The sequence below is a fragment of the Flavobacterium salilacus subsp. salilacus genome (genome assembly GCF_004634195.1).
GTDB lineage: Bacteria > Bacteroidota > Bacteroidia > Flavobacteriales > Flavobacteriaceae > Flavobacterium > Flavobacterium salilacus.
This window is the reverse complement of sequence record NZ_SKBP01000001.1, coordinates 307,366-325,399: the sequence shown is the minus strand read 5'-3', so window position 1 is coordinate 325,399 and position 18,034 is coordinate 307,366. Positions and strand designations below refer to the sequence as shown.

The following is an 18,034-nucleotide window of genomic DNA, read 5'->3' as shown; positions in this document are numbered from 1 at the left end:
TATTTCTTTATTTTATGAGTATGCTTCTGAATTTTTGAATGTTTTTGAGTGCCATTCCTGTTCCCCTTACTACTGCCCTTAGTGGGTCTTCGGCAATATAAACAGGGAGATCGGTTTTTTGAGATATTCTTTTATCAAGCCCTCTCAGCATCGAGCCGCCACCTGCAAGATATATCCCGGTGTTGTATATATCGGCAGCAAGTTCCGGAGGCGTTTGCGACAGGGTTTCCATTACCGCATCTTCTATTCGCTGAATGGACTTGTCTAATGCTTTGGCTATCTCCCGATAGGAAACATCTACTTGTTTTGGTTTACCGGTAAGCAGGTCTCGCCCTTGTACTGACATTTCTTCGGGTGGTGAGTCTAAATCTTCCAGTGCAGCACCTATCTGTATTTTTATTTTCTCGGCAGTACTTTCTCCTACAAAAAGGTTGTGCTGCGTTCGCATATAATATACAATATCGTTAGTGAAAACATCTCCCGCAATTTTTACTGATTTATCGCACACGATACCACCCAGCGCAATAACTGCAATTTCGGTAGTACCACCACCTATATCCACAATCATATTACCTTTGGGCTGCATAATATCTACCCCTATACCTATTGCTGCTGCCATAGGTTCGTGGATAAGATAAACCTCTTTACCATTTACCCTTTCTGCCGATTCTTTTACCGCACGCATCTCTACTTCGGTAATACCTGATGGGATACAGATAACCATGCGCAAGGCAGGTTTAAAAAGCCTCTTTTTTAATGCCGGTATGCTTTTGATAAACATAGTAAGCATTTTTTCAGAAGCATCAAAGTCGGCAATAACACCGTCTTTAAGCGGTCGTATGGTTTTTATGTTTTCATGTGTTTTACCCTGCATCATGTTTGCCTCTTTACCAACAGCAATTATTTTGCCCGATATACGGTCGCGTGCTACTATAGAGGGGCTGTCTATAACAACCTTGTCATTATGGATAATGAGGGTATTTGCGGTACCAAGGTCAATGGCAATGTCCTCGGTCATGAAATCAAAAAATCCCATACTTTATTTAATGTATTTAGGGTTCGTGTTTTGTATGCGTTCAGGCTTACAAAAGTAGTAAAATTAATGTTTAAAATGTCTTGTTCCTGTAAATACCATTGCAACATTATTTTCGTTACAATAGTTAATACTCAATTCGTCTTTTATCGATCCTCCGGGTTGAATTACGGCGGTAATTCCTGCATTTTTTGCCAGCTCCACACAATCGGGAAACGGGAAAAAAGCATCACTTGCCATTACAGCTCCGTTAAGGTCAAAATTAAAAGCTACCGCTTTGTCAACGGCTTGCCTTAATGCATCTACACGCGAGGTTTGCCCTGTGCCTGATGCAAAAAGTTGTTTGTTTTTTGCAAATACAATAGTATTCGACTTGGTATGCTTACATATTTTAGAGGCAAAAATAAGGTCTTCAACCTCTTGCGCGGTAGGCGATGTTACCGTAACGGTTGTAAGATGCTCTTTATTGTCGGTAATGTTATCTTTATCTTGTACCAGCAACCCGTTTAGGCAGGTGCGCACCTGCTTGGCAGGTAGTTCTGCATCATGCTGTACCAGTAGTATCCTGTTTTTCTTTTCTTGCAGTATCGCTGTTGCCTCATCGTCATATCCCGGAGCGATAACCACTTCGCAAAAAAGTTTATTTATTTCTTCGGCGGCAGCCTTATCTATTTTTGTATTAGCTATTAATACGCCTCCAAAAGCAGAGGTAGGGTCGCCCGCAAGCGCATCAAGGTAAGCCTCTTTTACAGTGGCTCTTGTAGCAATACCACAGGCATTGTTATGCTTTAGTATGGCAAATGTAGGGGCATCGTTTTTAAACTCCTGCATCAGGTTTACCGCTGCATCTACATCCAGGAGGTTATTGTATGATAATTCTTTTCCGTGAAGTTTGTCAAACATTTTGTCAAATTCACCAAAGAAAAAGCCTTTTTGGTGTGGGTTTTCGCCATAGCGTAAAACCTGCCCCTCAGCAATACTTGCTTTATAAAAAGTATCATCCGTATTAAAATAGTTGAATATAGCTGTGTCATAATGCGAGGATACATGGAATGCTTTTGTGGCAAACAGTTTACGCTCTTCCAGCGTTGTAGCACAATTATTTGCAGTAATTGTATCAAGAAAAAGGCTGTATTCGTTTACTGATGCAACAATTACAGTGTCTTTAAAATTCTTTGCCGCAGCACGTATTAATGATATACCGCCAATGTCTATTTTTTCTATAATATCAGCTTCAGGTGCGCCGGAAGCTACTGTTTTTTCAAATGGATACAAATCAACAATAACCAAATCTATTTGTGGTATATCATACTCCTGCATTTGCTGTACATCCTGCTCATTGTCCTGACGGTTAAGAATACCACCGAAAACTTTTGGGTGTAATGTTTTTACGCGACCGCCAAGTATTGAAGGGTAGGAAGTTACATCTTCTACCGCTACAACAGGTATGCCCAAATCTTTAATAAAAGATTCCGTACCACCCGTAGAGTAGATAGTTACATTATGCTCGTGCAGTTTACGAACAATCGGTTCAAGCCCGTCCTTGTCAAAAACTGATATAAGTGCTGATGAAATGGTTTTTTGTGTGCTCATTTTGTGTAGTTGTGTTTCAAAATGCAAAAGTAGTTAATACAGGCTTAACATTCAAAGGTAAGATATGCATTATTTCTATCCTTTTCTATTTTATTATTTGATGTTTTAGGTTTTTGCAAAAAAAATATGGAATTTTACACAAGACAAACCGATTGCTATGCTTTTATACCTGCGCTTACTTAGAGAGAGTCTTGCATTTGCGATGAATGCGCTTATAAACAATAAACTCCGAACCTTCCTTTCGCTGTTGGGGGTTACCATTGGTATATTTTCTATCATTGCCGTACTTGCCGCAGTAGATTCGCTCGACAGGAAAATCAGAAAAGATTTGAGCAAAGTGGATGAGAACACGATGTACCTGAAACGTTTTTCGTTCGGTCCGACCGATATTCCGCGCTGGAAGCGCGAGCAGTTTCCCGATGTTACTTTTGATGAATACCAGTACCTGAAAGATGCCGTGCCCATGGCAGAGTACATGGCTTTTCAGATATTTACCAAGAGCGAGATTGTAAAGTACGAAGACAAATCGGTTAATAATATTAATATGGTTCCTGTATCGTATGAATTTGCCGATATCCAAAGCCTGGATATTAAGGACGGACGTTTTTATAATGAGGCAGAGTCCAATTCGGGTAAAGCCGTAGCGGTAATAGGGCATGAAGTTGCAGAAAACCTATTTGGAGGACAAAATCCTATTGATAAAAAAATACGCATTTACGGGCAGCGTTTCACCGTTATAGGTGTTATAGAAAAGCAGGGTGAAAGTACTTTCGGGCCGAGTAACGATATTACGATAATTATCCCTGTTAATTTTGTCAGGCGTATGTATGGCGATAACAATAGTTTTATGACTCCTGTAATTGTGATAAAGCCTCAACCCGATGCCGAGCCCGATGCTGTTATGGCAGATATAACCCAAAAATTACGCTCGTACAGGGGGATAAAAGCAGGGGATATAAGCAACTTTATGATAGACATACTTGCCGGGTTTACCGACCTTATTGATGATATCATCGGGCAAATGAATATGATAGGCTGGATTATCAGTGCTTTCTCTCTGCTGGTAGGTGGTTTTGGTATTGCCAATATTATGTTTGTTTCGGTTAAGGAGCGTACTAACCTTATTGGTATTCAAAAAGCGCTGGGCGCTAAAAACCGCTTTATACTATTCCAGTTTTTATTCGAAGCCGTAATCCTTTCCGTAATTGGCGGTATAGTGGGGATGCTTATGGTGTGGGGTATTGCGGAGATACTTACCAAAGCCCTCGATTTTGAGTTTATTCTCGGTTTCTGGAATGTGGTTATCGGTACGGGGCTTGCCGTTGCTATAGGGCTTGCTTCGGGCATATTACCCGCAATTGCAGCCGCTAAACTTGACCCTGTTGAGGCGATTAGGACGGGGATGTAGAGTGTAAAAATATTGATTAAAATTTGTAACCAACTCCTACTTGAAAATATTTGTTTTTAAATTCAGGATCTGATTCGCCTGCATCTATGATTGGGTCAAATTCGGGGCCAAAGTTATTCTCATTATAATTTATCAGATCGACAAAGCCAATATTTATATTAGCTTCAATGAAAAAATCATTATAATTGTAACCCAACCCAAATAATACTCCGTAGTCTATATTTTCATTTTCTATATAATTTGGATTTATTTCCCCGCTATAGTCTTTAGTATCCATATTGGTTATGAAAGAAACATAGCTTCCTCCTTCAAGATATAATCCTTTAAATAATTTTGCTTTTATTGTTAAAGGAATTTTAATTTGACTAAAATCTATTTTTTCAAAATTATTTCCAGTTTTTTCTGAGCCTGTTGTCAGATATTCTAAACCAATATTAGTACTAAACATTTTTGAAATAAAGTATTCAAAACCTGCTCCTAAATAGAACGATGTTTTATTTTTAGTTATGTTTTCATTATCAATATATGCTTTATCTGTTGAAGCATCTGACAAGACTACACCAGCTTTAAAATTAAAATTAAATTTTCTCTCATCATTTTGATTTTGAGCAAATATTAAACTTGGAAAAAATATTAAGAAGTAAATAAGTTTTTTCATAATAATTAATTTTTCAATTGGTCGTCAAATATATGATTATTATTCATACTAATGCTAAGTAAAATAAAAACCCCGCTTTAAGCGGGGTTTTTATTTTATCGAACCGGTTGGTTCTGTATAAGGTCAATGTAAAGATTTATTTTATCTTTCAGTTCCTTTCTTGGTGTAATAAAATCAAGGAAACCGTGTTCCATTACAAACTCTGCGGTCTGGAAGCCTTCGGGCAGGTCTTTACCGGTAGTGTCTTTCACTACACGCGGTCCGGCAAATCCTATAAGCGCACCCGGCTCAGAGATATTAATATCGCCCAGCATAGCGTAGGATGCCGTAGTGCCACCCGTAGTAGGGTCGGTACACAACGATATATAGGGCAGCCCTGCATCGGCAAGCTGTGCCAACTTAGCTGATGTTTTGGCAAGCTGCATCAGCGACATTGCCGCTTCCATCATCCTTGCGCCTCCTGATTTTGAAATCATCACAAATGGTAATCTGTGCTTTATGGAGTAGTCGATACCACGAACAATTTTTTCGCCTACCACAGCACCCATAGAGCCGCCTATAAAGGCAAAATCCATACAACATACCACAAGGTCTTTACCTTTAGATTTTCCTACCGCTGTGCGTACCGCATCTTTTAGCTTGGTTTTCTCCATAGCCTCTTTAAGGCGATCGCTGTATTTTTTAGTATCAACAAATTTTAAAGGGTCTTTGGATGTAATGTTGGCATCAAGCTCTTTAAACTCGTTGTCATCAAAAAGGATAGAAAAATATTCTTTACTCCCTATACGCACGTGGTAACCGTCTTCGGGGCTTACATAAAAATTTCTTTCCAGTTCTTCGGCATCTATAATTTTGCCTGTGGGCGATTTGTACCACAAACCTTTAGGTACATCTTTTTTATCTTCGGTTGGTGTCTGTATTCCTTTCTCCGTTCTCTTAAACCAAGCCATATTCTGTTTTATTTAAATAAAAAAAACTGCCACTTGTTGCATTGCAACAGCCTGCAGTTTTAAAATTATTATAGGGTGTTAACGTTATTCAGGTCTTCAAAAGCCTTTTCTAATCTTGCATTAAAGGTAACTTCGCCTTCACGAATCCATTTTCTTGGGTCGTAGTATTTTTTGTTCGGTACATCAGCACCTTCAGGGTTACCTATCTGCGATTTTAAGTAATCAACTTTACTGCCCATATAGTCGCGGATACCTTCGGTAAAAGCATACTGCAGGTCAGTATCAATATTCATTTTAATAACGCCATAGCCGATAGCTTCTCTTATTTCTTCGAGTGTGGAACCGGAACCGCCATGGAAAACAAAATCTACAGGGTTAGCTCCTGTATTGAACTTTTCCTGTACATACTCTTGCGAGTTTTTAAGGATTTTCGGAGTAAGTTTTACATTACCTGGTTTGTAAACCCCGTGTACATTACCAAAAGCAGCAGCAATAGTAATTTTATCAGATACTTTGTTCAACTCTTCGTAAGCATAGGCTACTTCTTCCGGTTGTGTATATAGTTTAGAACTATCCACATCCGAGTTGTCAACTCCGTCTTCTTCACCACCTGTTATACCAAGCTCAATTTCCAGGGTCATGCCCATTTTGCTCATTCTTACAAGGTATTCTTTACATATTTCAATATTCTCTTCGATTGGCTCTTCTGAAAGGTCAAGCATGTGTGAGCTGAATAATGGTTTGCCATGCGCTGCAAAGTGTGCTTCGCTGGCATCAAGCAACCCATCTATCCAAGGCAAAAGGTTTTTTGCACAGTGGTCAGTATGTAATATTACCGTTGCTCCATAAGCCTCGGCAAGTGTATGTATGTGTTTTGCTCCTGCAATAGCACCAAGTATAGCTGCTTTTTGCCCATCGTTAGCCAGTCCTTTACCTGCATTAAATGCAGCGCCTCCGTTAGAGAATTGTATGATAACAGGTGCATTTAGTTTTGCGGCAGTTTCTAATACACCGTTTATGGTGCTCGACCCTGTAACGTTTACAGCCGGCAGGGCAAAGCCCTTCTCTTTGGCATATTTAAATATCTCCTGAACCTGGTCTCCGGTAGCTACACCGGGCTTGATGTTATGAGCCATTGTTTTTTTGATTTTAGAGTTTGATGTACAAAAATAGTATTTTTAAGTTTAGAATGGATAATTAATTCCGACATTGTAAACGGTGTTGGCAAAATTATATTCCTTAAACCATCTGTCATTCACGGGTCTGCCCGGATCATAGGTTTTAAAACCAAGATCGAGCCTTACCACAAAGAAATTAAAGTCATATCGAACCCCGAAGCCCGAACCCAGCGCCAAATCACGGAAGGAGCTTAACCCGTTAAAGGTATAATCAGGGTCGTCCTGGTTGTCAAACACATTCCATATATTTCCAACGTCGCCAAATACGGCTCCTTTAAGCTGCCCGAATATATTAAAACGCAGTTCGGCACTGTAAGCCATTTTTAAGTTAGCTTCATTAAAGTCGTTAAGCCCGCCGCTTCTGCCGGGTCCTAGACTATAGGATTGCCATGCACGGTTATCATTACTACCACCTGCAAAATAACTTCGGGTAAATGGTATCGTGTTTGAGTTGCCATAGGGTAGTGCAAGACCAAAGAAGGCTCTCATGGCTAACACTTTTCCTCTGCGCAGGTCAAAATGTTTGATAAAGTCCAGTTCTCCTTTAACATACTGAGAATACTCAACATCTAATATGGTTTTGTTTCCGCTGGCACTTCTTTCTCCTTTATCTGTAAGTTCTGATAGTAGTGTAAGTGCATTACCTGCTGTTTCTATCTTTGTTTTAAAAACAAAAAAGGTGTTGTCATTAAGGTTTTCTTTGGATGTGGTGGTATAAGTAAAGTTTGTAGCTGCTATCAGGTTATTTTCAGTAAGCCTCTTTTTTCGTTCTTCTATACTCCGTACACTTCTCGCGTCTTCCGACGAAACCGGAATAGTACCATCGGTTACCTCATCAATAAATGCATTTGTACCGCTCTCAATTATCAGTTGTTTGTCTTGAGCCGGATTTGTGTTTTCTTTAAAATATTCAGGATCTATATCATTTACATAATCATTGGCAATATCATTAAGCCTGTCATAAGATGAGTTATATACATTAAAGTAGTTTTGCGGGTTAACGTTACGCACATACTGAATGTTGAACAGATCGAGACTGGCTGTAACTGTTTCTTTCGGAGTCCAGTTATAATTTAATACTCCCGAAAAACTCTCTTTATCCAAACCAATATTTTGCTGCCTGCTTATACCCAAACTTAGTAAAGTAGAGGGTATCATATTTTTGGGTATAATGCTTTCTGTTTTAAAAGGGAAAAAGAGCCGCGGGAAACTAAGTTTTGCATCAGCACCGTATTCCTGAATATTAAAAAAGTTTCGGTTGGCAATATCAGGATCGCTCGAAGAACCTATATTGCCTCTGACAGTAAGGTTCAGAATTTCTGCTCCGCGAAATAAATTTCGGATAGAAACCCCCATACTCCCTTCTAAACCTACATCCTGAATATTGGAGTGAGTGACATCGGCAGAGGTAATGAATTTAAATTTTTTCTCCGGGCTAAGATAAATGTTTGTAATTAACGATTGCCCTGTTGCATCAGTACTATCTATAACATATCCTATTTTAGGGTAATTAAATACCCTCAGGTTATTCATGTATTTATAAGTAAGTGCACGTGTAGAATCGGCATACATATCGCCCGGTATAATAAAAACAGGGTCGGTAAGTGCTTTAGTTCTGTAGTTTAGTTTTCCTGTGCTGAATATTTTAAAACCTTTGTAGGACGTACTGTCTATCTCTTGGTTTTTATCCCCCAGGTTTTTGGTATAAATATTTACCTGGCTTATTTTGTATAATTTAAATGGGCGAGTATAGGTAGAGTCATCATTCCTTATAGTTTCATCGTTAATGATAAGATCTACATTAGCTTTGTAGTTTGTATTTACAGTATCTACTACATACGATATGTTGTTTACCTCAAAAGTATAAGCCCCTCTGTTCCTGAAATAGGCTTTAATACGATCTCTTTCTCCCGTAAAGTCAGATTCGTTATACTGTTTGTTCTTTTTTATTAAAGAGTTCTTTTGTGTAGTTTGATACAGGCTGTCGAGCACAGGAGTATCTATATAAGTGCTTATAGAATCTACAATATAAGGTTTGCCTGTAATAACATTATAATTTATCTGCGCTTTTTTACCGCCGAGAGTATCAATATTAAAACCGACTTGTGTGCGAAAAAAACCTTGTTTATAATAATAGGAAAGAAGCCTGTTGGCAGATTTTCGTACTCTTGTGGCATCTATAGTTACAGGAGGCTCGCCTACTTTTTTAAGAAATTTGCTAAATCCTGATACTACAAAAGAGTGACCAAAACGCTGTACTTGCTTTTCCGAAAGCAGGCTTTTTAAAAATTCATGCCGTTTTGGGTCACGATCCAGCCATGCCTGATAGGAAGAGTCGGCGTTGGGCTTGGCAAGGTTATACAGGTGAAGCCTGAGGTGATAGCCAAATATGCTGCTATTGGGTTGCTGATATAATTGATCTTTCAGCTCATCGTCTTTTTTAGACTCGCCGTTTACTTCTATATTATTCTTCTCTAAAAGATGTTCTCCATCCGGAACCCGCTTTACGAGGGAACACGAATAGAAAAAGAAACCCGATAATATAATTAGTGCTATTTTTGTTATTTTATTTCTCAAGACGGTAGTACCAAATAGTAATTCAAAAATACATTTTTTATGGTTAGTAAAAACCAAATTAAACTAATAACGGGTTTACAGCAAAAAAAATACCGAAAGCAACATAAATTGTTTATTGCCGAGGGTGTAAAGGTAGTACAGGAATTACTCAATTCCAATTTTGAACTGCAAGAACTCTATACCACACAATCCGTTTTTCAGGGAGTTACTACTACTAAAATTATACCAGTAACCGATGTTGAGCTTAAAAAAATAAGCATGCTCACCACACCCAATACCTGCATTGGTGTTTTTAAAATACCGGATGAAAAACAAATACCCGAAAAAGGGTTGATTATAGCCCTGGATGATGTTCGCGATCCCGGTAATTTGGGCACTATAATAAGGCTGTGCGACTGGTTTGGTATCGAACATTTGATATGCTCAGAACAAAGCGTTGATGTATATAACCCCAAAGTAGTACAGGCAACTATGGGCAGCATAGCACGGGTAAATGTGGTATATACCAGTCTGGAAGAGTATATAACCAATACTGCACTGCCCATTTTCGGCACTTTTATGGATGGCGAAAATGTATATACCCAACAACTACCGCAAGAGGGTATTATAGTAATGGGTAATGAAGCCAACGGTATTTCGGAAGCAATAGCACAAAAAGTAACTCATAAAATAGCCATACCAAGATTTGGTAAGCTACAGGAAACCGAAAGCCTTAATGTAGCCACTGCCGCTGCTGTTATATTAAGCGAATTCCGCCGTAATTTTAGTGGAATGTAAAGTTGATAAGTATGGCGCGCGTTCGCATCGACTCTATATTGCCTGTATAAGGGCTGTTAGGGTCGTTATCACGAACAAGCTCATCTTTAAGTCCGAATACTCCGCGTATGGAAGGTGAGAATTTAAAATACTCGAAATAAAGATCGACACCAAAGCCCACTTCCCAGTTATTCGTCATTTTTTTCATTCGAAAAATACCCGTAAGGTTATCATCCTGAGCCTTTTCATTGCTTGACAGGTTTAAAGTTCGAGAGAAACCACCTACAAGATAAGGTCTTACATTGCCTGTTCTTTTGGACGAAAATTTTAATAATAAAGGAAAATGCAGATAGGTAGATTTTACTTCTCTAAGTCGGTCAAATTCATCTTCTACCTCGGGGAAACTCAAATTTCGTTGCGTGTAGTACAGTCCCGGCTCAAAGCGCAGGTCTAAGTATTCAAAAAGGCGCAAGTTACCTACCAGCCCCACATTAAAGCCTGTAGATTGCTTTACCTCTACATCCACACCCGGATCGTCAGTATAATCCATTTTAAAACCATAGCTGTTAAACCCGAGAAAATAACCCCAGTGTACCCGTTGCTTATCAAAATTTTCAAGGTTAATAATCGGGTCTTTGGCAAATACCTGTGTGCCAAACTGCGCGTTGCAGATTAGCCCCGTGAGTAGTGCTATATATAAAAACAATTTCTTCATTTTACTTTTTTGAAGCGGAATAAATAGTAGCTACACCAAATGTTTGCGGCAAATGATGTACCTCTATAAACCCAATTTTTCTCAAAATATTGTTTAACGCTTCACCATAAGGAAAAACGGATGCCGACTCGCTGAGATAGGCATACGCCGATCTGTCTTTAGAGAATAATTTGCCTATGGCAGGCAGTATAAATTTTGAGTAAAAACGATACCCTTGTTTGTACGGAAACTTAGTAGGTACAGAGGTTTCCAGTATTACAAAAATACCACCGGGTTTTAGTACTCTCAATATTTCGGCAAGTCCTTTTTCCAAAGTTTCAAAATTACGAACGCCAAAAGCTACCGTTACGGCATCAAAATAGTTATCGTCAAAAGGTAAGTTTTCGCTATCAGCCAGTACCATTTGTATTTTGTTGTTCATTTTACGCTCGGCTATTTTTTTTCGACCTACCTCCAGCATGCCTGCTGAGATATCGGCACCTATAATTTCGGTTGCCGATGTGGCGGTCATCAATATAGCAAGATCGCCTGTGCCTGTAGCAATATCCAATATGGTTTGCGGTTTGGTATCCGCCACCATTTTAAGCACTTTTTTGCGCCACTTCACATCAATACCAAACGAGATTACACGGTTAAGCCCATCGTACTTCTCAGAAATGGTATCAAACATTTGGGCTACCTGCTCTTTTTTGCCCAGCTCGGAATCTTTATATGGTGTTACGTTTTTCGGCATTTTTTTATTTTGGGCAAAGATAACAGAACTTTTAATAATAACAGGACATAATTACTGCAACCCTACAGGGCTGACATAAAAAATATAAACTGTTGAAGTGTATATTTTATCGAACTATAGTCCTGAAGGTAAGGTTTACGCGAGGTGTTTTCACCAGTTTGGTAGGAGGGAGGCGGTGCAGCCAATGGGTTTGTGTAGTATCTTTCATAACCAGCAGACTGCCGTGTTCTAAAATAACCGATACGGTTTCTTTACTTTCTTTGTGTTTAAAAGCAAACTTGCGTGCAGCACCAAAACTTAGCGAGCCGATAGCGCCGTTTTTCTTTAAGTCTTTTTCGCCGTCGCTGTGCCATGTCATACCTTCACTGCCATCGTGGTACAGGTTGAGCAGACAGGAGTTGTAGGTTTCGCCCGTAAGTTTTTCGGTTATGTTTTTTAGTTCAGCTAATGCGGGGGTAAAAGGCAAAGCCTTTTTAGTAATGTTACTATAGGTATATTCAAAAGGTTGCTCGGCATACCATGCTACTTTGCGCTTGGTGGTTATCAGCTTACCGAAAATAATTGCCTCGTCATTTTTCCACTCAATGTTGTTTAGCAATTCCTCTAAGTAATAATTGGCTTCTTCCTGAGAAAAGATAGTACCATAATAGTTTACTGTACCATCATAGGGTAGGAGGTTGGTTTCATTAGCAGGTGAATTATTGAACAAGTCCATTTTTCCAAATTTTGTAAGCATCTTTCATACAGTGTCCGCAAGGTCTGTAACCCTTTGCTTTAGCTTCTTCTTCCGATAGAAAGAAAACTCTGTTTTTGCGAAGCATCCGTTTTCCTGATTTGCAGTGCAAAGTTCCGTAAATTTTTAAGTTTTGGTTGCCTGCATACTGAATTTCTTTGTGTCGTATTAATGTCCTTACCTGTAAGTCGCTTATAGTAATGTGCTGTAACATAATAATATTAACTTATTGCATCATGAAAGATAATACCAAGTGTAAACCTGTTACCGCTATGCAGTTCGCTTACTCCGTGTTTCATAGTAGTGCGGTAATAACCTCTTATTCCTTTCACAGGTCTGAAATTGGTAGTAAATATAAGCATGTCACCTTTTTTAGGTTTTAATACAATGGCTTTCGATTGCGCTCGCGGAACTTGTTCTGTTAGTACAAATTCGCCACCGCCGTAATCTTCATCGGGTTCGTTTAAGAACAGCACAGTTTGAAGCGGAAAATATACATCGCCATATAAATCCTGATGCAGTGTGTTAAAGCCTCCTTTTCCGTATTTTAAAATTAAAACAGTTGCTTTTTTCTGGTTGTTATTATGGCACTGCTCTAAAAGCTCATTATGTGTAAGCGGAAATTGTTTGTCGATAGTAAGTACTTTCATCCATGCATTAGCAATGGGTGCCAGTTTGGGATAAACCTGATTGCGTACAGACTGTATTAAGTCAGGTAAAGGATAGTTGAAATATTTGTATTCCCCAAGTCCGAAACGATGCCTTTCCATCACTACTTTTTTTCGGAAAGCATTAGGAGTGTCATAGTTGTCTTTTATTGCTTCGCAATCTTCATTACTTAAAAATTGAGGAATAACTGAAAAGCCCTTTTGGTGCATTTGTTCTGTTACTTCTGCCCAGTCGATTCCTGCTATTTTAGATTCAATATTTTTCATGGAAAAGAGAGATTAATATGAATCACTTTTAGCACCTTCCCAGCCAATGATGGCTGTTTTACGGGTATTTCCCCACATATAACCACCAATGTTTCCTGTAGATTGTATAACCCTATGACAAGGAATGAGGAATGCGACGGGGTTGCTGCCAATAGCTGTGCCAACGGCTCTTGAGGCAGTAGGCTTTTGCATAGCGGTTGCTACGGTACCGTAGGTTGACACTTGCCCCATGGGGATTTTTAATAAGGTTTCCCAAACCTTTAGCTGAAAGTCAGTTCCTTTTAAATGGAGTTTAATTTCGGGGAGTTTACTCCAGTCGTTATTGAAGATGAATAGCGAATTTTTTTGAAATAAATCAGATTTATTATTAAATACAGCATTAGGGAACTTTGCTTTAAGAGTCGTTAACGCGACTTCTTCATTATCATAAAAAGCCATATAGCAAACGCCTTTTGGAGTAGAAGCTATAATAAGATTTCCAAAAGGACTTTCTGTAAAACTATAATTGATGATTAAATCTTTTCCGCCGTTTTTATACTCGGCAGGCGTCATGCCTTCAATGTTTATAAAGAGGTCGTGCAGCCTGCTTGTACCTGATAATCCCGTTTCATGAGCTGCTTCAAAAAGTGTAGCATCATTTTCTGTCAATAGCTTTTTGGCATGTTCAAGGCTTATGTATTGCAGGAATTTTTTTGGGCTTGTGCCTGCCCAATCGGTAAACAATCGTTGAAAGTGAAACGGACTTAAATGTATTTTCTCTGCAATGGTATCTAAACTCGGCTGGTCTTTAAAGTTGGTTTTTATGTATTCTATTGCAGCAGCAATACGGGTGTAGTTTATGTTTTCCTGTACACTCATTGTATCTTAATTTTATAATACAAATATCGTGACTATACCTTGTCTATAAAATCTGAAACTTGCTGATGTTGGTTGTTTTTATTTAAGACTAGGTTTTATAGGAATTAATGAACTATTCATATATCCGGGCTCCGCTTAATATGTCAGCAAAGACTTGCCATGATGCTTTATTTGCATCTATATTTTGATTTGTGTTGTCATAATAACCTTGAATATCTTTAGCATAAGCTGCCATTGCTTCTAAAAATAATTCAATAGTATTGTTTTCCCATTTTTCAGGGTTGGTTTTGAAGACTTCATATAACTCACGAACAAATTCTATGAAGTCTTCTTTGTCGTTTATAGGATAAGTTATATCAGTATTATCCATTAAGATTGCTTTTTATCCAAGTCTTAAACGTAAAATCTAATTTATGTTTTTCATCTTTTGGGTGGTATTCTTCTGAAACTAACTGCCATTCTCTTTCGTCAATTTCAGGAAAATAAGCATCAGCATCTACGGTAGTATGAACGCGGGTAAGTTCTATTTTATTGGCTTTATCTATAGCTTGTTTGTATATTTCGCCTCCGCCTATTATAAAAACTTCTTCATCCTGCGGGCAGGCAGCAAGGGCTTCGTCAAGGCTGTGTACTATCGTGCAGCCTTCGCAGGTGTAATCTTTTTGGCGGGTAATAATTATGTTAGTGCGGTTGGGTAGCGCGCCGTTCATGCTTTCCAGCGTTTTGCGCCCCATAATAATATGGTGCCCTGTAGTAAGTTTTTTAAACCGCTTAAAGTCGTCCGGCAAGTGCCATACCATTTGGTTGTCTTTGCCCAAAGCATTATTTTCGGCAGCAGCGGCAATAAGGGTAATCGTCATTATTGTTCGGTGTCGTTAGTATTGTTCAGCTTCTTTTCCAACTGATTAATATGGCGTTCCTGTCGTGCTACCAGTTTGTCTATCTGTTCGCGTTCCCATTTCTTATTAATAAAACCTTCGGTAACAAAAACCTTTATAAAATGCAGGATGAATAAAAACGCCCATGCGGTTATTGCCCACAAGTACCAGTCGTACTCGTCGCGAACATTGAGCCACTTATTGATGATGTACAAAAAAAGGCTGCCTATAAAAAGTAGGATAAAATGCAGGTAAACCAGCTTTTTTTGTTTTACCCGTTTTCGGGCATATTCATACAGTTCTTGTTGGTTTGGTTCCATGTTCCCTATTTTTAACTAAAGGTAATAAAAATAGCTTAAACCGCAACCGCTCCTTTTATGTGTGGGTGCGGGTCGTAGTTTTCGAGCGTAAAATCTTCAAATTTAAAATCGAAAATATTTTTTACGTCAGGGTTTAACACCATTTTAGGTAATGGGCGAGGCTCACGGCTCAGTTGCAGGTTTACCTGCTCGATATGATTATTGTAAATATGGGCATCGCCAAAGGTATGGATAAAATCGCCCGCTTCCAGTCCGCATACCTGCGCTATCATCATAGTTAGCAGCGCATAGGATGCAATATTAAAAGGTACTCCCAGAAATATGTCGGCACTACGCTGGTATAACTGACAAGATAGTTTGCCTTTTCCTTCTTCGGAGGCTGGGGGGCTTACATAAAACTGAAAGAATGCATGGCAGGGCGGGAGCGCTACTTTACCTTCGGCAACATTATCAGCAAATGATTTTGAAGTGTCAGGCAGTACACTTGGGTTCCATGCCGAGACAATCATACGGCGACTGTTCGGGTTGGTTTTCAGGGTTTCAATAAGCTCTGTAATCTGGTCTATTTCTTTACTGTCCCAGTTGCGCCATTGGTGCCCGTACACAGGACCAAGGTTGCCATTTTCATCAGCCCACTCATCCCATATTTTTACTCCGTTTTCATTAAGGTAGCCAGTGTTGGTATCGCCTTTAAGAAACCAAAGTAATTCATATATAATCGATTTAAGGTGTAATTTTTTGGTAGTGACTAAAGGGAAACCTTCGCTAAGGTCAAAACGCATTTGATAACCAAAAACACTCAGCGTTCCTGTACCTGTTCTGTCTCCTTTTTGATTGCCGTTCTCTAAAACGTGCTTTACTAAGTCGTGATATTGTTTCATCGTAACCTGTTTATTTGTAGATTTGGTTTTTGGATATTTGGGGTGTAGTTGCCAAATAGTAGAATGAACAAATAACCAAATTTAGCTCTCTCTTTTAGATATCTCATCGCGGATTTTTGCCGCTTTTTCATAATCTTCGTTTTGCACTGCGCCTTCCAGCATTTCGTTTAGTTCCTGCAGGCTGTATTGGGAGTAACCTTCCCCGGAAACAGATTCTGTTCCGAATGTTTGCGTCGGCGACAGTACATCGTCAGTTGCTGCTCCTTCGGTTTCAGTCTCCGAAGGGTTTATATTAAGATAAATACCTGCTTTATCCAATATGTTTTTATAAGTAAAAATAGGTGCGCTGAAGCGCAGTGCCAACGCAATAGCATCGGATGTGCGGGCATCTATAATTTCTTCTATTTTATCTCTTTCGCAAATAATGCTCGAAAAGAAAACACCATCTACCAGCTTATGGATAATAACCTGCTTTACCACGATATCAAACCTGTCGGCAAAGTTTTTAAAAAGGTCATGAGTTAAAGGTCGTGGGGGTTTAATTTCTTTTTCGAGTGCAATGGCTATCGATTGGGCTTCGAAAGCACCAATAACTATAGGCAGTTTGCGTTCTCCGTCTACTTCATTAAGGATTAATGCATAGGCGCCATTTTGCGTTTGGCTGTATGAAATTCCTTTAATCGTTAGTTTTACTAAGCTCATAATAATCTTTCCACTATAACTAAAAAAAGGCTATCCGTCAAAGATAAAGCATCCTTGTTCGGATAGCCCTTTTATGGGCACAATTTATAATAAAATTATGAGTTATTTGCTTTAAACTCTTTTAATTTTTCGGTTAGTTTTGGTACAACTTCAAAAGCGTCGCCCACAATACCGTAATCAGCCACTTTAAAGAAAGGCGCTTCTGCATCGGTATTAATAACTACTTTAACTTTAGAGGCATTGATACCCGCAATGTGCTGTATTGCTCCTGATATGCCTATGGCAATATACAGGTTAGATGCTACCGGTTTACCGGTTTGCCCCACGTGCTCGCTGTGAGGTCTCCAACCAAGGTCAGATACCGGTTTGGAACAAGCTGTTGCTGCACCCAATACGGCTGCAAGGTCTTCTACCAACCCCCAGTTTTCAGGACCTTTAAGACCACGTCCGCCGGATACTACTATCTCGGCATCGGCAATGGTTACTTTTCCGGTTACTTTTTCTACATTTTCTACTTTAATAGTAAAGTCATTATCATTTAGAGATGGCGAAAATTCTTCGACAGCGGGGCTTGATGCCGATTCGATAAGACCGAATGAGTTTTTGCCTATGGCAAGTACTTTTACATCGGTACTGATTTCGGTTATGTTGAATGCTTTGTTAGAGAAAGCAGTTCTTTTTACACGGAAAGGCGAAAGGCTTTCGGGTAATGCTACTACATTTGATGCATAACCTGCATCAAGACCTACAGCTACAAGTGGTGCAGTATATAGGCTATCGGTAGTAGATGAGAATAAAACAATTTTAGACCCTTCTTTTTGCGCTGCTTGTTTAATCGCATCGGCATACGCTTTAGCGTTAAATGCTTTCAGCTTGTCTGCGTTTACAGTTAATATTTTATCTACACCATAGTTGCCAAGTGCAGAGGTGTCAGCAGCATTAATGGTTAGTGCGGTAACAGTTGTTCCTGTTTCTGCAGCTATTTTTTTTGCGTAGGAAGCAAGCTCAAAAGCAGTTTTTTTAAACTTTCCTTCTACTGATTCGGCATATATTAGGATTGACATTTTTCTGATTTTTTAATGGTTTAATGTATCAATGTAGCAATTGTCTTGCGACAGATTAATTG

General features: G+C 39.1%; 20 protein-coding genes. 2 read left to right on the top strand and 18 right to left on the bottom strand.

All coding sequences use genetic code 11. The annotated features are described in order from the left end of the window. Positions 1 to 7: 7 nt before the first annotated feature. Together E0W68_RS01620 and purH are read right to left on the bottom strand one after the other, a co-directional pair. A complete protein-coding gene (locus E0W68_RS01620) occupies positions 8 to 1,036 on the bottom strand; it encodes a rod shape-determining protein (RefSeq protein WP_135217659.1) in 1,029 nt (342 codons plus the stop codon). A 63-nt stretch (positions 1,037 to 1,099) separates the two neighbouring features. After that, positions 1,100 to 2,626 (bottom strand): bifunctional phosphoribosylaminoimidazolecarboxamide formyltransferase/IMP cyclohydrolase, encoded by a 1,527-nt coding sequence (gene purH, locus E0W68_RS01615; RefSeq protein WP_135217658.1) that lies wholly within the window; start codon positions 2,624 to 2,626, stop codon positions 1,100 to 1,102. 157 nt (positions 2,627 to 2,783) lie between these two features. On the opposite strand from purH, the gene E0W68_RS01610 reads away from it, so the two are divergent. Beyond that, a complete protein-coding gene (locus E0W68_RS01610) occupies positions 2,784 to 4,034 on the top strand; it encodes an ABC transporter permease (RefSeq protein WP_135217657.1) in 1,251 nt (416 codons plus the stop codon). A 16-nt stretch (positions 4,035 to 4,050) separates the two neighbouring features. Here the strand turns inward: E0W68_RS01610 and E0W68_RS01605 are convergent, their stop codons facing one another. The 4 genes from E0W68_RS01605 to tamL form a co-directional block, all read right to left on the bottom strand. After that, the gene (locus tag E0W68_RS01605) at positions 4,051 to 4,692 is read right to left on the bottom strand and encodes an outer membrane beta-barrel protein (RefSeq protein ID WP_135217656.1); all 642 of its coding nucleotides are present in this window, start codon (positions 4,690 to 4,692) and stop codon (positions 4,051 to 4,053) included. Between the two features lie 95 nt (positions 4,693 to 4,787). Then, entirely contained in the window at positions 4,788 to 5,642 is an 855-nt protein-coding gene (gene accD, locus E0W68_RS01600) for an acetyl-CoA carboxylase, carboxyltransferase subunit beta (protein ID WP_135217655.1), read from the bottom strand. A gap of 68 nt (positions 5,643 to 5,710) precedes the next feature. Further along, entirely contained in the window at positions 5,711 to 6,778 is a 1,068-nt protein-coding gene (fbaA, locus tag E0W68_RS01595) for a class II fructose-bisphosphate aldolase (RefSeq protein ID WP_135217654.1), read from the bottom strand. 48 nt (positions 6,779 to 6,826) lie between these two features. Continuing rightward, entirely contained in the window at positions 6,827 to 9,397 is a 2,571-nt protein-coding gene (gene tamL, locus E0W68_RS01590) for a translocation and assembly module lipoprotein TamL (protein WP_135217653.1), read from the bottom strand. A gap of 39 nt (positions 9,398 to 9,436) precedes the next feature. Here tamL and E0W68_RS01585 point away from each other — a divergent pair, with 39 nt between their 5' ends. Then, entirely contained in the window at positions 9,437 to 10,174 is a 738-nt protein-coding gene (locus E0W68_RS01585) for a TrmH family RNA methyltransferase (protein WP_135217652.1), read from the top strand. Here E0W68_RS01585 and porT read toward each other — a convergent pair. From porT to E0W68_RS01525, 12 genes are all read right to left on the bottom strand, one after another. Beyond that, positions 10,161 to 10,868 carry a type IX secretion/gliding motility protein PorT/SprT gene (porT, locus tag E0W68_RS01580; RefSeq protein WP_135217651.1) on the bottom strand — a complete coding sequence of 236 codons (708 nt, stop codon included), beginning with the start codon at positions 10,866 to 10,868 and terminating at the stop codon, positions 10,161 to 10,163. The two genes, E0W68_RS01585 and porT, sit on opposite strands and share 14 nt — an antisense overlap. A 1-nt stretch (position 10,869) precedes the next feature. Beyond that, on the bottom strand, positions 10,870 to 11,601 hold the full coding sequence (ubiE, locus tag E0W68_RS01575) for a bifunctional demethylmenaquinone methyltransferase/2-methoxy-6-polyprenyl-1,4-benzoquinol methylase UbiE (RefSeq protein WP_135217650.1): 732 nt from the start codon (positions 11,599 to 11,601) through the stop codon (positions 10,870 to 10,872). Positions 11,602 to 11,707: 106 nt separating this feature from the next. Then, the gene (locus tag E0W68_RS01570; protein WP_135217649.1) at positions 11,708 to 12,316 is read right to left on the bottom strand and encodes an alpha-ketoglutarate-dependent dioxygenase AlkB family protein; all 609 of its coding nucleotides are present in this window, start codon (positions 12,314 to 12,316) and stop codon (positions 11,708 to 11,710) included. After that, positions 12,300 to 12,548, bottom strand: a complete 249-nt coding sequence (locus E0W68_RS01565; protein ID WP_135217648.1) for an Ada metal-binding domain-containing protein — start codon at positions 12,546 to 12,548, stop codon at positions 12,300 to 12,302. The genes E0W68_RS01570 and E0W68_RS01565 overlap by 17 nt, the downstream gene beginning before the upstream one ends. A 7-nt stretch (positions 12,549 to 12,555) precedes the next feature. After that, positions 12,556 to 13,269 carry a 2OG-Fe(II) oxygenase gene (locus E0W68_RS01560; RefSeq protein ID WP_135217647.1) on the bottom strand — a complete coding sequence of 238 codons (714 nt, stop codon included), beginning with the start codon at positions 13,267 to 13,269 and terminating at the stop codon, positions 12,556 to 12,558. A 12-nt stretch (positions 13,270 to 13,281) separates the two neighbouring features. Beyond that, entirely contained in the window at positions 13,282 to 14,127 is an 846-nt protein-coding gene (locus tag E0W68_RS01555; protein ID WP_135217646.1) for a bifunctional helix-turn-helix domain-containing protein/methylated-DNA--[protein]-cysteine S-methyltransferase, read from the bottom strand. Between the two features lie 112 nt (positions 14,128 to 14,239). Further along, a complete protein-coding gene (locus E0W68_RS01550; protein ID WP_135217645.1) occupies positions 14,240 to 14,497 on the bottom strand; it encodes a DUF7660 family protein in 258 nt (85 codons plus the stop codon). Beyond that, entirely contained in the window at positions 14,490 to 14,987 is a 498-nt protein-coding gene (locus E0W68_RS01545) for a dihydrofolate reductase (RefSeq protein ID WP_135217644.1), read from the bottom strand. The genes E0W68_RS01550 and E0W68_RS01545 overlap by 8 nt, the downstream gene beginning before the upstream one ends. Beyond that, positions 14,987 to 15,325, bottom strand: coding sequence for a 2TM domain-containing protein (locus E0W68_RS01540; RefSeq protein ID WP_135217643.1), 339 nt, complete (start codon positions 15,323 to 15,325; stop codon positions 14,987 to 14,989). The genes E0W68_RS01545 and E0W68_RS01540 overlap by 1 nt, the downstream gene beginning before the upstream one ends. A 35-nt stretch (positions 15,326 to 15,360) precedes the next feature. Further along, positions 15,361 to 16,206: a thymidylate synthase gene (locus E0W68_RS01535; protein WP_135217642.1), complete on the bottom strand. Its 846-nt coding sequence runs from the start codon at positions 16,204 to 16,206 to the stop codon at positions 15,361 to 15,363. Positions 16,207 to 16,287: 81 nt separating this feature from the next. Further along, positions 16,288 to 16,908, bottom strand: a complete 621-nt coding sequence (locus E0W68_RS01530; protein ID WP_135217641.1) for a bifunctional nuclease family protein — start codon at positions 16,906 to 16,908, stop codon at positions 16,288 to 16,290. Between the two features lie 95 nt (positions 16,909 to 17,003). After that, positions 17,004 to 17,972: an electron transfer flavoprotein subunit alpha/FixB family protein gene (locus E0W68_RS01525; RefSeq protein WP_135217640.1), complete on the bottom strand. Its 969-nt coding sequence runs from the start codon at positions 17,970 to 17,972 to the stop codon at positions 17,004 to 17,006. Between the last annotated feature and the right edge of the window lie 62 nt (positions 17,973 to 18,034).